Origin of the sequence: Enterobacter sp. LM3 (assembly GCF_046622475.1) — a bacterium.
In the GTDB taxonomy this organism is placed as follows: domain Bacteria; phylum Pseudomonadota; class Gammaproteobacteria; order Enterobacterales; family Enterobacteriaceae; genus Enterobacter; species Enterobacter cloacae_P.
The window spans coordinates 15,851-29,658 of sequence record NZ_JBJURN010000018.1 but is presented as its reverse complement, the minus strand read 5'-3'; the positions used below and the strand labels follow the sequence as shown (position 1 = coordinate 29,658).

Annotated in this window: 13 protein-coding genes; all 13 read right to left on the bottom strand. The window is 52.5% G+C overall.

What is annotated here, in order from left to right; all coding sequences use genetic code 11:
* Window positions 1–1,788 (bottom strand): glutamine--fructose-6-phosphate transaminase (isomerizing) (glmS, locus tag ACJ9N4_RS17090; protein WP_411500662.1); only part of this gene is annotated, 1,788 nt, incomplete at its 3' end.
* A 237-nt stretch (window positions 1,789–2,025) separates the two neighbouring features.
* Window positions 2,026–3,396 (bottom strand): bifunctional UDP-N-acetylglucosamine diphosphorylase/glucosamine-1-phosphate N-acetyltransferase GlmU, encoded by a 1,371-nt coding sequence (gene glmU / locus ACJ9N4_RS17085; RefSeq protein ID WP_411500661.1) that lies wholly within the window; start codon window positions 3,394–3,396, stop codon window positions 2,026–2,028.
* A 290-nt stretch (window positions 3,397–3,686) separates the two neighbouring features.
* Window positions 3,687–4,106: a F0F1 ATP synthase subunit epsilon gene (locus ACJ9N4_RS17080; protein ID WP_182273204.1), complete on the bottom strand. Its 420-nt coding sequence runs from the start codon at window positions 4,104–4,106 to the stop codon at window positions 3,687–3,689.
* Between the two features lie 20 nt (window positions 4,107–4,126).
* Window positions 4,127–5,509, bottom strand: coding sequence for a F0F1 ATP synthase subunit beta (gene atpD, locus ACJ9N4_RS17075; protein ID WP_014072438.1), 1,383 nt, complete (start codon window positions 5,507–5,509; stop codon window positions 4,127–4,129).
* 31 nt (window positions 5,510–5,540) lie between these two features.
* Window positions 5,541–6,404 carry a F0F1 ATP synthase subunit gamma gene (gene atpG / locus ACJ9N4_RS17070; protein WP_182273205.1) on the bottom strand — a complete coding sequence of 288 codons (864 nt, stop codon included), beginning with the start codon at window positions 6,402–6,404 and terminating at the stop codon, window positions 5,541–5,543.
* 51 nt (window positions 6,405–6,455) lie between these two features.
* Window positions 6,456–7,997 carry a F0F1 ATP synthase subunit alpha gene (atpA, locus tag ACJ9N4_RS17065; protein ID WP_006808751.1) on the bottom strand — a complete coding sequence of 514 codons (1,542 nt, stop codon included), beginning with the start codon at window positions 7,995–7,997 and terminating at the stop codon, window positions 6,456–6,458.
* A gap of 12 nt (window positions 7,998–8,009) precedes the next feature.
* Complete coding sequence (atpH, locus tag ACJ9N4_RS17060) at window positions 8,010–8,543, bottom strand: F0F1 ATP synthase subunit delta (protein WP_182273206.1); 534 nt, start codon at window positions 8,541–8,543, stop codon at window positions 8,010–8,012.
* Between the two features lie 14 nt (window positions 8,544–8,557).
* A complete protein-coding gene (atpF, locus tag ACJ9N4_RS17055; RefSeq protein WP_182273207.1) occupies window positions 8,558–9,028 on the bottom strand; it encodes a F0F1 ATP synthase subunit B in 471 nt (156 codons plus the stop codon).
* A gap of 48 nt (window positions 9,029–9,076) precedes the next feature.
* Complete coding sequence (gene atpE / locus ACJ9N4_RS17050) at window positions 9,077–9,316, bottom strand: F0F1 ATP synthase subunit C (protein ID WP_000429386.1); 240 nt, start codon at window positions 9,314–9,316, stop codon at window positions 9,077–9,079.
* Window positions 9,317–9,365: 49 nt separating this feature from the next.
* Window positions 9,366–10,181, bottom strand: a complete 816-nt coding sequence (atpB, locus tag ACJ9N4_RS17045; RefSeq protein WP_411500660.1) for a F0F1 ATP synthase subunit A — start codon at window positions 10,179–10,181, stop codon at window positions 9,366–9,368.
* A gap of 8 nt (window positions 10,182–10,189) precedes the next feature.
* Window positions 10,190–10,570, bottom strand: coding sequence for a F0F1 ATP synthase subunit I (gene atpI / locus ACJ9N4_RS17040; protein ID WP_008500194.1), 381 nt, complete (start codon window positions 10,568–10,570; stop codon window positions 10,190–10,192).
* 605 nt (window positions 10,571–11,175) lie between these two features.
* Window positions 11,176–11,799: a 16S rRNA (guanine(527)-N(7))-methyltransferase RsmG gene (gene rsmG / locus ACJ9N4_RS17035; RefSeq protein WP_182273210.1), complete on the bottom strand. Its 624-nt coding sequence runs from the start codon at window positions 11,797–11,799 to the stop codon at window positions 11,176–11,178.
* A gap of 108 nt (window positions 11,800–11,907) precedes the next feature.
* Window positions 11,908–13,797, bottom strand: a complete 1,890-nt coding sequence (gene mnmG / locus ACJ9N4_RS17030) for a tRNA uridine-5-carboxymethylaminomethyl(34) synthesis enzyme MnmG (protein ID WP_023333918.1) — start codon at window positions 13,795–13,797, stop codon at window positions 11,908–11,910.
* Between the last annotated feature and the right edge of the window lie 11 nt (window positions 13,798–13,808).

Sequence of the window (13,808 nt, the reverse complement as noted above, 5' to 3'; positions counted from 1 at the left end):
TACGTCGGTGCCTTTGATCAGCGCCACGTGGTAAGCCAGCAGTTGCAGCGGAACGGTGTAGAAGATCGGGGCAATGACCTCTTCCACATGCGGCATATCAATGATGTGCATGTTATCGCTGCTGGTGAAACCGGCATCCTTATCAGCGAAGACATAAAGTACACCACCACGAGCGCGCACTTCTTCGATGTTAGATTTCAGTTTTTCCAGCAGTTCGTTGTTAGGTGCCACAACAATAACAGGCATATCCGCGTCAATCAGCGCCAGCGGGCCATGTTTCAGCTCGCCTGCCGCGTAGGCTTCAGCGTGGATATAGGAGATCTCTTTCAGCTTCAGTGCGCCTTCCAGCGCAATCGGATACTGATCGCCACGGCCCAGGAACAGCGCGTGGTGTTTGTCGGAGAAATCTTCAGCCAGCTCTTCAATGCGTTTATCCTGCGACAGCATCTGTTCAATGCGGCTTGGCAGTGCCTGCAGACCATGAACGATATCATGCTCGACAGAAGCATCCAGACCTTTCAGACGCGCCAGTTTTGCCACCAGCATCAGCAGAACGGTCAGCTGGGTAGTAAACGCTTTGGTAGACGCTACGCCGATTTCAGTACCCGCTTTGGTCATCAGCGCCAGATCGGACTCACGCACCAGCGAGGAGCCAGGCACGTTACAAATCGCCAGAGAACCCAGGTAACCCAGCTCTTTGGAGAGACGCAGCGCCGCCAGGGTGTCCGCCGTTTCGCCAGACTGGGAAAGGGTGATCATCAGACTGTTACGACGCACAGCGGATTTGCGGTAGCGGAATTCAGAAGCGATTTCGACATCGCATGGTACGCCAGCCAGCGCTTCAAACCAGTAACGCGACACCATACCGGAGTTGTAAGACGTACCGCAGGCCACGATCTGAATATGCTCAACCTTACCGAGCAGTTCGTTAGCGCTCGCACCCAACTCGCTCAGATCCACCTCACCGTGGCTGATACGCCCGGTCAGCGTGTTTTTGATGGCGTTTGGCTGCTCGTAAATCTCTTTCTGCATGTAGTGACGGTAAGCGCCTTTGTCGCCCGCGTCGTACTGCAGGTTAGATTCGATCTCCTGACGCTTCACAGGCGCGCCTTTGGTATCGAATACGGTCACGCTACGGCGCGTCACTTCCGCAATATCGCCTTCTTCCAGGAAGACAAAGCGACGAGTAACTGGCAGCAGAGCCAGCTGATCGGAAGCGATAAAGTTTTCACCCATACCCAGACCGATAACCATCGGGCTACCGGAACGCGCTGCCAGCAGGGTGGACGGGTCGCGGGAATCCATGATCACCGTACCGTACGCACCACGCAGCTGTGGGATAGCACGCAGCACGGCATCACGCAGTGTGCCGCCCTGCTTCAGCTCCCAGTGAACCAGGTGAGCAATCACTTCGGTGTCAGTTTCAGAGACGAAGGTATAGCCGCGCGCTTTCAGCTCTTCGCGCAGCGGTTCGTGGTTTTCAATAATACCGTTATGCACCACCACGATGTGTTCAGACACATGCGGGTGCGCGTTGCCTTCAGACGGTTCGCCGTGAGTCGCCCAGCGGGTATGCGCAATACCCGTACCACCGTGCAGCGGATGTTCTTCCGCGGCCTGAGCCAGCATCTGCACTTTACCGAGGCGGCGCAGACGGGTCATATGACCCTCTTCATCTACGACAGCCAGACCGGCAGAGTCGTAGCCACGGTATTCCAGACGACGTAAACCTTCGAGAAGGATTTCAGCAATATCACGCTGCGCAACTGCGCCAACAATTCCACACATAGTTTTAGATTCCGAATTTAGGCATAACGCCTGCGTTGTCGCTGACCTGTATTTACCCTTTCCGGGCACCCCGAGCCTTGTAGAGAGTGGGGCTATTTTTATAAGTACTGCTATTGGGTGGAGGATTATATTATCCCCTCATCCCGACCCTCTCCCCAAAGGGGTGAGGGAGAAAAACACCGCACCGAACGTTCCCTTCTCCCTTTGGGGAGAGGGTTAGGGTGAGGAGTGAATCTGTTACTTCTTCTTCACCGGGCGTTTCCAGCCCTGTTTGTGCACCTGCGGTACACGGCTTAACACCAGCTCGTTATCCGCCACGTCTCGCGTTACGGTCGTCCCGGCAGCAATGGTCACGCCGTTGCCTACGGTGACAGGTGCCACCAGCTGCGTGTCGGAACCGACAAACACGTCATCACCAATGATAGTTTTAAACTTATTGGCACCGTCATAGTTACAGGTGATCGTCCCTGCACCAATGTTCACGTTATCGCCAATTTCCGCGTCGCCCAGATAGGTCAAGTGACCGGCTTTGGAGCCTTTACCCAGACGCGCTTTTTTCATCTCAACGAAGTTACCCACATGAGCGCCTTCCAGCAGCTCAGCACCCGGACGCAGACGTGCAAACGGGCCAATGGTACATGCCGCATCCAGACGGGCATCTTCCACCACACTGTAGGGGCTAATTTCGCAGTCGTCACCGATGATGCTGTTTTTGATAACACAGCCGCTGCCAATTTTAACGCGATTGCCAAGCTGAACGTGACCTTCAACAATAACGTTAGTATCAATCTCAACGTCGCGCCCGTGCGACAAGGTTCCGCGCAGATCAAAACGCGCCGGATCGCGCAGCATAACCCCCGCCAGCAGCAGTTTTTCCGCCTGTTCGGACTGGTAAACACGTTCCAGACGGGAAAGCTGCAGACGGTTATTTACCCCTTCCGTTTCACTGATACGTGCAGGATGTACCGCAGCAATCTCATGCCCTTCCTGATACGCCATCGCAATGATGTCGGTGATGTAATATTCACCCTGGGCATTGTTGTTGTTGAGTTTTGACAGCCAGCGCTTCAGATCCGCGCCATTGGCAATCAGGATGCCGGTGTTGATTTCCTGAATCTGACGCTGAACGTCGCTGGCATCTTTGTGCTCAACGATACCCGTTACGTTGCCGTTTTCACGGGTAATGCGGCCATAGCCACTTGGATCGTCCAGCACGACGGTTAACAGGCCGATGCCGCCATGAGGTTTGGCTTCACGCAGGCGAGCCAGCGTTTCAACAGAGATCAGCGGGACGTCACCGTAAAGCATCAGGATGTCTTCGTCATCAGCAAAGAAGGGGGCTGCCTGCTGCATCGCATGGCCAGTACCCAACTGTTCTGCCTGAAGTACCCAGTTGAGCGCGTTATCACCCAACGTTTCTTTCAGCAGATCGCCACCGTGTCCGTAAACCAAATGCACCTGGCGAGCACCAAGTTCATTCGCGGCATCAATGACATGCTGCACCATTGGCTTTCCTGCCAGGGTGTGCAGTACCTTCGGAAGATCGGAATACATGCGGGTACCTTTACCAGCGGCAAGGATGACCACGCTCATCGTATTGTTCAACATACGCGTCCTGACTGTAATTTGAGTGAGAAGTAAAACCCTTCGACGTTGAAAATTCTACATATTTTTCGCCATAAAATGGAATGGCGTTAAAACGCTCAACACCGGGCATTACGGGCTATTTGAAGATACTTTTTAGGGCAGAGTAAATCACTTTTTCTCTGAGAAATAGCTTTCTTGCAGTAAGTCACCAGTTCTCACAATGGCTTAACCATTTTTCGCACCGGGAATAAAGATCCATAAAAAAAGCCAGTCTGGAAACCAGACTGGCTTTTGTGCTTTTCAAGCCGGTGTTACATCGCTTTTTTGGTCAACTCGATAACGCGCAGTTTCGCGATCGCTTTGGCCAGTTCCGCAGACGCCTGAGCGTAATCCACGTCACCATGAGAGCTGCTAATGTGCTCTTCAGCCTTACGCTTCGATTCCAGGGCTCGCGCTTCGTCGAGATCCTGGCCACGAATAGCGGTATCGGCCAGAACGGTCACACTACCAGGCTGCACTTCAAGAATGCCGCCGGACAGATAGATAAACTCTTCGTGACCGAACTGTTTAACGATGCGGATCATACCAGGCTTAATGGCGGTGAGCAGCGGTGCGTGGCCTGGGTAAATGCCCAGTTCACCTTCACTACCCGTTACCTGGATTTTCTCGACCAGACCAGAGAACATTTGTTGCTCTGCGCTGACGACGTCCAGGTGGTAAGTCATTGCCATATCACCCTCCGATTAAGGCGTTAAAGTTTTTTGGCTTTTTCCACGGCTTCGTCGATGGAACCAACCATGTAGAACGCCTGCTCTGGCAGGTGATCGTATTCGCCTTCCATGATGCCTTTAAAGCCACGGATGGTGTCTTTCAGGGAAACGTATTTACCCGGAGAACCGGTGAATACTTCCGCAACGAAGAACGGCTGGGACAGGAAGCGCTGGATCTTACGCGCACGTGCTACCACCAGTTTGTCTTCTTCAGACAGTTCATCCATACCCAGGATGGCGATGATGTCTTTCAGTTCCTGGTAACGCTGCAGCAGGGACTGTACGCCACGCGCGGTGTCGTAGTGTTCCTGACCAACAACCAGTGGATCCAGCTGACGGCTGGTGGAGTCCAGCGGGTCAACGGCCGGGTAGATACCCAGAGACGCGATCTGACGGCTCAGTACCACGGTTGCATCTAAGTGAGCAAAGGTGGTGGCTGGTGATGGGTCAGTCAAGTCATCCGCAGGTACGTATACCGCCTGAACGGAGGTGATAGAACCGGTTTTGGTAGAGGTGATACGTTCCTGAAGAACACCCATCTCTTCCGCAAGCGTAGGCTGGTAACCTACCGCTGAAGGCATACGACCCAGCAGTGCAGATACTTCCGTACCGGCCAGGGTGTAACGGTAGATGTTATCGACGAACAGCAGAACGTCACGACCTTCGTCACGGAACTTCTCAGCCATAGTCAGACCGGTCAGCGCAACGCGCAGACGGTTTCCTGGTGGCTCGTTCATCTGGCCGTAAACCAGGGATACTTTGTCCAGAACGTTGGAGTCGGTCATTTCGTGGTAGAAGTCGTTACCCTCACGAGTACGTTCACCTACGCCCGCAAATACGGAGTAACCGGAGTGCTCGATCGCGATGTTACGGATCAGCTCCATCATGTTTACGGTTTTACCTACACCCGCACCACCGAACAGACCAACTTTACCGCCCTTCGCAAACGGACACATCAGGTCGATAACTTTGATACCGGTTTCCAGCAGTTCCTGAGAGCTGGACAGCTCTTCGTAGGAAGGTGCTGCGCGGTGGATAGCCCAACGCTCTTCTTCACCGATGTCGCCTTTCATGTCGATTGGGTGACCCAATACGTTCATGATACGACCCAGTGTTGCTTTACCTACCGGGACTTCGATCGGGTGTTCAAGGTCTTTAACTTCCAGACCACGACGCAGACCGTCGGAAGAACCCATCGCGATGGTACGCACGATACCGCCGCCGAGCTGCTGCTGAACTTCCAGCACCAGGCTCTCGTTACCATTCTGTACCTCAAGCGCATCGTACACGCGCGGTACGGCGTCCTGAGGGAACTCGACGTCCACCACGGCGCCGATTACCTGGACAATCTTTCCAGTAGCCATCTTGAATCCTCTACGTAATTCGTAAACCTGGTTAAACCGCGGCGGCCCCCGAGACGATCTCGGTGAGTTCCTGAGTAATGCTGGCCTGACGAGCTTTGTTGTAAACCAACTGCAGCTCTTTAATCAGGCTGCCGCCATTATCGGTCGCGGCTTTCATCGCCACCATTCGTGCGGCCTGCTCGCTGGCCAGGTTTTCTACAACGCCCTGATAAACCTGAGATTCAACGTAACGACGCAGCAGAGTATCCAACAGCGGTTTCGGATCGGGTTCATACAGGTAATCCCAGGATTTTTGCTTCAGCGCTTCATCTTCTGATGCCGGTAAAGGCAGCATCTGAGTGAGCGTTGGAACCTGAGACATGGTGTTAATAAATTTGTTGCTGACAACGTACAGTCTGTCCAGACGGCCTTCATCATAGGCCTGCAACATCACTTTAACCGGGCCGATCAGTTCGGACAGGGATGGGTTATCACCCATACCGGTCACCTGAGCGACAATGTTGCCACCAACGGAGTTAAAGAAAGAAACGCCCTTAGAGCCGATCATTGCGATATCGCACTGAACGCCTTTTTCGGACCAGGCTTTCATATCCGCCAGTAGTTTTTTGAACAGGTTAATGTTCAAGCCGCCACACAGACCACGGTCGGTCGACACCACCAGGTAGCCCACGCGCTTAACGTCGCGTTCTTCCAGGTAAGGGTGCTTATATTCCAGATTACCGTTCGCAAGGTGACCAATCACTTTGCGCATGGTATCTGCATAAGGACGGCTGGCCGCCATGCGATCCTGCGATTTACGCATTTTGGAAGCGGCGACCATTTCCATCGCTTTAGTGATCTTCTGCGTGTTCTGGACGCTTGCGATCTTACTACGTATCTCTTTTGCGCCGGCCATGAGCTTCTCCTCAATGCCAGGCGGCTTGTCCTGAGACAAGCCGCCGGACGATTACCAGGATTGGGTTGCTTTGAAGGAATCGAGGATAGCTTTCAGCTTGCCTTCGATTTCGTCGTTATAGCCACCGGTCTGGTTGATCTCTTGCATCAGCGGAGCGTGATCACGGTCAACGTAAGCCAACAGAGCGGCTTCAAAGCTACCGATTTTCGCCAGTTCCACATCTTCGAGGTAACCGCGTTCAGCCGCGAACAGTACCAGGCCCTGCTGAGCAACAGACATTGGAGCGTACTGTTTCTGCTTCAGCAGCTCGGTCACTTTCTGACCGTGGCTCAGCTGTTTACGGGTTGCTTCGTCCAGATCGGATGCGAACTGAGAGAACGCAGCCAGTTCACGATACTGTGCCAGCGCGGTACGGATACCACCGGACAGTTTCTTGATGATCTTGGTCTGAGCAGCACCACCAACACGGGATACGGAGATACCCGGGTTAACCGCCGGACGAATACCGGAGTTAAACAGGTTGGTTTCCAGGAAGATCTGACCATCGGTAATGGAGATTACGTTGGTCGGAACGAACGCAGAAACGTCACCCGCCTGGGTTTCAATGATCGGCAGAGCGGTCAGAGAGCCCGTTTTACCCTTCACTTCACCTTTGGTGAAGTTCTCGACGTATTCCGCGTTAACGCGGGAAGCACGCTCCAGCAGACGAGAGTGGAGGTAGAATACGTCGCCAGGGAACGCTTCACGTCCTGGTGGACGACGGAGCAGCAGGGAAACCTGACGATAAGCAACAGCCTGTTTAGACAGGTCATCGTATACGATCAGTGCATCTTCACCGCGGTCACGGAAGTATTCGCCCATTGCGCAACCAGCATATGGTGCCAGGTATTGCAGTGCAGCAGATTCAGACGCAGTCGCCACAACAACGATGGTGTTAGACAGTGCGCCGTGCTCTTCCAGTTTACGAACCACGTTGGAAATGGTGGACGCTTTCTGGCCGATAGCCACGTACACACATTTGATGCCGGAGTCACGCTGGTTGATGATGGCGTCGATAGCCATCGCGGTTTTACCGGTCTGACGGTCACCGATGATCAGTTCACGCTGACCACGACCGATTGGGATCATGGCATCAACGGATTTATAACCAGTCTGTACTGGCTGATCAACGGACTGACGGTCGATAACGCCCGGTGCGATAACTTCGATTGGAGAGAAGCCATCGTGCTCAACCGGACCTTTACCGTCGATTGGCGCACCCAGGGTGTTAACTACACGACCCAGCAGGCCACGGCCAACCGGTACTTCCAGAATACGGCCAGTACACTTAACCTTCATGCCTTCGGCGAGGTCAGCGTATGGGCCCATCACAACTGCACCTACGGAGTCGCGCTCCAGGTTCAGTGCGATAGCGTAACGGTTACCCGGCAGGGAGATCATTTCACCCTGCATACAATCGGCCAGGCCGTGGATGCGGATAACACCGTCGCTTACAGAAACAATAGTACCTTCGTTGTGAGCTTCACTCACAACACTGAACTGAGCAATGCGCTGCTTGATCAGTTCGCTGATTTCGGTGGAATTCAGTTGCATGCTCCAGTCCCCTTAAGACTGCAAGACGTCTGCAAGGCGCTCAAGACGGCCGCGTACGCTGCCATCAATGACCATATCACCCGAACGGATGATTACGCCTGCCATTACAGACTTATCGATTTTGCAATTCAGCTTAACTTTGCGTGACAGACGTTTTTCCATCGCGGAAGTAATCTTCGAAAGCTGTTCGTTACTCAGTTCATTCGCAGAAGTCACTTCAACTTCAGCGGTAGCTTCACTAAGGGCACGTAAGTGCTCGAACTGCTCAAGAACATCCGGAAGCACGCGCAGACGACCGTTTTCAGCCATCACCTTAATCAGGTTCTGGCCGCTGGCATCCAGTTGCTCTCCGCACACGGCGATAAACGACGCGGCGAGAGTTTCAGGCGCTAATGCACCGGAAAGCAACTCAGCCATTTGTTCGTTTTTCGTCACCTCAGCGGCAAACGCCAGCATATCCTGCCAGCGATCGACATTTTGGTGTTCGACAGCAAAGTCAAAAGCTGCTTTGGCGTAGGGGCGAGCTACCGTAACAAATTCAGACATCAGCCCCTCCCTCCTTACAGTTCAGCGACAAGTTTGTCCACGATGTCGCTGTTAGCAGCTTCATCCACGGAACGTTCGATGATCTTCTCGGCGCCAGCAACAGCCAGAATCGCAACCTGCTTACGCAGTTCTTCACGAGCACGTTTACGCTCAGCATCAATTTCAGCCTGAGCTTGTGACACGATCTTAGTACGTTCCTGTTCTGCTTCAGCTTTGGCTTCGTCCAGGATCTGAGCACGGCGTTTGTTAGCCTGTTCGATGATTACCTGAGCTTCCGCTTTCGCTTTTTTCAGCTGGTCTGTCGCGTTGGCCTGTGCAAGGTCCAAATCTTTCTTAGCGCGTTCTGCAGAAGCCAGACCGTCAGCAATTTCTTTCTGACGTTTTTCGATGGCAGCCATTAAAGGCGGCCATACATACTTCATGCAGAACCAGACAAAGAGAATAAACGCGATGGCCTGGCCGAGGATTGTTGCGTTCATGTTCACAGCACAATACCTCTTAAATTTCTGTGGCTTAGGGTTTTAAAACAGCTACTACGCGACAGCAAACATCACGTACAGACCCAGACCTACAGCGATCATTGGGATAGCATCCACCAGACCCATAACGATAAAGAACTGAGTACGCAGCAGAGGAATCAGATCCGGTTGACGCGCTGCGCCTTCCAGGAATTTACCCCCGAGGATGCCGATACCGATCGCAGCACCGATAGCCGCCAGACCCATCATCACAGCGGCAGCCATGTACAGCAGATCCATATTCAGGTTTTCCATGACAGTCTCCAGTTTGTTTCAATTAAAACGTAGTAGTGTTGGTAAAGAATCAGTGCTCTTCAGATGCCATCGACAGATAGACAATCGTCAGAACCATGAAGATAAAGGCTTGCAGCGTAATGATCAGGATGTGGAAAATGGCCCACGGCACATTAAGAATCCACTGTGACCACCACGGCAGAAGACCCGCGATCAGAATGAAAATCAGCTCACCCGCATACATGTTGCCGAACAGTCGCAGACCCAGTGATACAGGCTTGGACAGCAGGCTAACGCCTTCCAGGATCAGGTTGACCGGAATGAACGCCCAGTGGTTGAACGGCTGCAAGGTAAGCTCTTTCACAAAGCCGCTTACGCCTTTCATTTTGATGCTGTAGAAAAGAATCAGGATAAATACGCCGAGCGCCATCGACAGGGTGATGTTCACGTCAGCAGACGGAACCACGCGCAGCGCTGGCAGACCGAGAACATGCTCGCCGATCCACGGAATAAAATCGATAGGCAGAAGGTCCATCAGGTTCATCAGGAACACCCAAACGAACACGGTCAGGGCCAGTGGAGCAATCAGCTTGCTCTTGCCATGGTACATGTCTTTGACGCTACCATGCACGAAGCCGATGATCATCTCGACGAACGTCTGGAATTTCCCTGGAACACCGCTGGTCGCCCTTTTAGCAACACCGCGGAACATGGCCAGGAACAGAAGACCCAACACCACCGAGAAGAACATGGAGTCGATGTTGATCGTCCAGAAGGTGGCCGGGGGGTTATGCGGATCCACCAGCGAGAATGTACGCAGGTCCAGCTGAAGGTTTTTCAGATGGTGACCTATGTAATCCTGCGGCGTCATATTTTCTGAAGCCATGATGCCTTTTACCCTTTGTTGTTGATTACAGCTGGAGCCAGAACTTGTACCACCAGCACCAAAACCCACGTTGCTATCAGCGGCATGAATACCACTTTCAAAACCGCCAGCGCCATCACCAGTAGAGCAAAGGTCAGCAACACCTTACATACTTCGCCCAGAGCGAAGGACCAGGCCACGCGGCCTTTGGCGGGTGTATGCGCCTGATGACGCCAGGCAAAAATCATAAACAATACGTTTGGCAGAACAACCGCCAAACCCCCGCACACGGCGGAGATGCCCCAGAAGGGGTCTTTGAGGCTAAACAGCAGTCCACTTGCTATCACAGCCAGAAACTGAATGAACAGAAGCTTACGAGCAACGTTTCTACTCAAGAGCGACACAGACATCACGTTTTTACTCCTGCTCCCTTCGAGGTATGTCGCGTGTCGTATAAAACGTCCTTTAAGGCTCGGAGTCAAGCATCAAAAAGCGGACAAATTATACGGTGCGCACCCGTGATTTCAAACATTAAGTAGCGAAAAGGTGAATAAATGTTTAAATATTTTTCCCCGTCGCTATTTTTTAACTTTTGACTAAAGCATCGACCTTCGGACAAAACTGCAAACAGCGCGAAAACGTTGATGACAAAGCGTGCACGGGATCACAAAATACACATTTCCGATAAGGCTGCATTTATCACGGTTAATTTCATCTTTATGAAATTAAAGATAAAATATAGTCACTATTTTCAAAACAGCCCTGTATACAACAAAAACCTTTCATTGACATTCTTAATAAATATTTAACATCACGTTCTTGTTGCGACGCCCCACTTTTAGCAGACTGATATTTTCACTGTTGATTATCTTCATGGTGAACAATACCTGTGAAGTTAACCGTAAGAAAATCCTTAGTAAAAATAAGGTTAAATTAACTTCAGCTAAATCTCTTTAGTTGTGCTGTTTTTTAACACATTGAGAACAGCACAAATTCCACATTTTTTATTAATTTTTTAAAAAATGTTTGCCTTAATTATCACCAGATGGCGCTCACCGTCGAGCTGAGGAATCTGTAATTTCTCAATGGATTCGACAGAATAACCGTCCGGAAGCTGCTCAATTTCTTCGCCTGGAAGCTGCCCTTTCAGCGCATAGAAACGACCATTCTCAGCAGGCAGATGCTTGCACCAGCTCACCATGTCGTTCAGTGAGGCAAATGCACGGCTGATAACACCATCAAACGGCGGCTCAGCCGGGAACTCCTCTACCCTGCTCTGCACAGGCGTAATGTTTTCAAGCTTCAGCTCATGCTGCACCTGGCGTAAAAAGCGCACGCGCTTGCCCAGGCTGTCCAGCAGTGTGAAATGGCTCTCAGGACGGACAATCGACAACGGGATACCCGGTAGCCCCGGCCCCGTCCCAACGTCGATAAAGCGCTCACCGCTCAGATATGGAGCCACCACGATACTGTCGAGGATATGGCGAATCAGCATCTCGTTGGGGTCGCGCACAGACGTCAGATTGTACGCTTTGTTCCATTTGTTCAGCATATCGACATAAGCCACCAGCTGGTTTTTCTGGTGATCGGTGAGCGAAATACCTGCCTGATCCAGCAGACGAGAGAGTTTATTGAGCACAGTGAATACCTGTTTAGAAATAATTTGCCCGGTGGCGCTAACGCTTACCGGGCCTGCAAAGCTGTAGAGCGGGTCAGCAAAACGCCGCCCGCCAAAAAACAAAAGTGATTACGCGCTACGACGCAGCATACCTTGCTTTTTCAACCACACCAGCAGAATTGAAATCGCGGCAGGTGTGACGCCGGAGATACGGGATGCCTGGCCGATAGACACAGGTTTGTGATCGTTCAGCTTGGCGATCACTTCATTGGAAAGGCCAGTCACCTGACGATAGTCCAGCATTTCCGGCAGCAGCGTGTTTTCGTTGCGCTGCTGTTTTTCGATCTCATCCTGCTGACGCGCGATATAACCTTCGTATTTTACCTGGATTTCAACCTGCTCAGCCGCTTCAGCGTCTTCAAGGCCTGGAGCGAACGCTGTCAGTTTAACCAGGTTCTCATAGGTCACTTCCGGACGACGCAGCAAGTCTTCACCACTGGCTTCGCGCGAGAGCGGCGCAGTCAAGTGAGCGTTCACTTCGGCAGCAGTTTCCGCCTGCGGGTTGACCCACGTTGTCTTCAGGCGCTGACGTTCCTGTTCGATGCGTTCCAGTTTCTCGTTGAAACGCGCCCAGCGTTCGTCATCCACCAGACCCAGCTCACGACCCATTTCGGTCAGACGCAGGTCGGCATTATCTTCGCGCAGCATCAGGCGATATTCTGCACGAGAGGTAAACATACGGTACGGTTCTTTGGTACCCAGGGTGCAGAGATCGTCGACCAGAACCCCCAGGTAAGCCTGAGAACGTCCCGGTGCCCAACCCTCTTTCTCAGCGGAGAAGCGTGCAGCGTTCAGACCTGCAAGCAGACCCTGTGCGGCAGCTTCTTCGTAACCGGTAGTGCCGTTGATCTGACCCGCGAAGAACAGGCCGTGGATGAACTTGCTCTCCAGAGTTGGCTTCAGGTCACGCGGATCGAAGAAATCGTACTCAATAGCGTAGCCTGGACGAACAATTTTAGCGTTCTCCATACCTTGCATTGAGCGAACAATTTGCATCTGAACGTCAAACGGCAGGCTGGTGGAGATACCGTTCGGGTAAATTTCGTTAGATGTCAGTCCTTCCGGCTCCAGGAAGATCTGGTGCTGGTTACGATCGGCAAAGCGCATCACCTTGTCTTCGATCGACGGGCAGTAACGCGGGCCGATCCCTTCGATCACACCCGCGTACATTGGGCTACGATCGAGATTATTACGGATCACGTCATGTGTTTTTTCGTTGGTATGCGTGATGTAACACGGTACCTGCTGTGGGTGCTGAGCAGCATTTCCCATGAACGAGAACACCGGCATTGGGTTATCGCCATGCTGTTGCGCCAGCACGCTAAAATCTATGGTACGAGCATCAATACGCGGCGGCGTCCCGGTTTTCAGGCGGCTGACGCGCAGCGGCAGTTCACGCAAACGGCGTGAAAGGGGAATAGACGGCGGATCGCCAGCACGGCCACCGCTGTAGTTATCCAGGCCGATATGAATTTTACCATCCAGGAATGTCCCAACGGTCAGCACAACGGCTTTAGCGCGGAACTTAAGCCCCATCTGGGTAACAGCACCAACGACGCGATCGTTCTCAACGATAAGATCTTCCACTGCCTGCTGGAAGATCATCAGATTTGGCTGGTTCTCCAGCGCAGTGCGTACAGCCTGACGGTAAAGCACACGGTCAGCCTGAGCTCGGGTTGCACGGACCGCAGGGCCTTTACTCGCGTTTAGTATCCTAAACTGGATGCCCGCCTGATCGATAGCTTTCGCCATCAGGCCGCCAAGTGCATCCACTTCTTTTACCAGGTGTCCTTTCCCAATGCCGCCAATCGCCGGGTTACAGGACATTTGTCCCAGCGTGTCGATATTGTGTGTCAAAAGCAGGGTCTGCTGACCCATTCGCGCTGCGGCCATTGCGGCCTCAGTGCCTGCATGACCCCCGCCAATGATAATGACGTCAAAAGGATCCTGATAAAACATGGTGGTCTGCC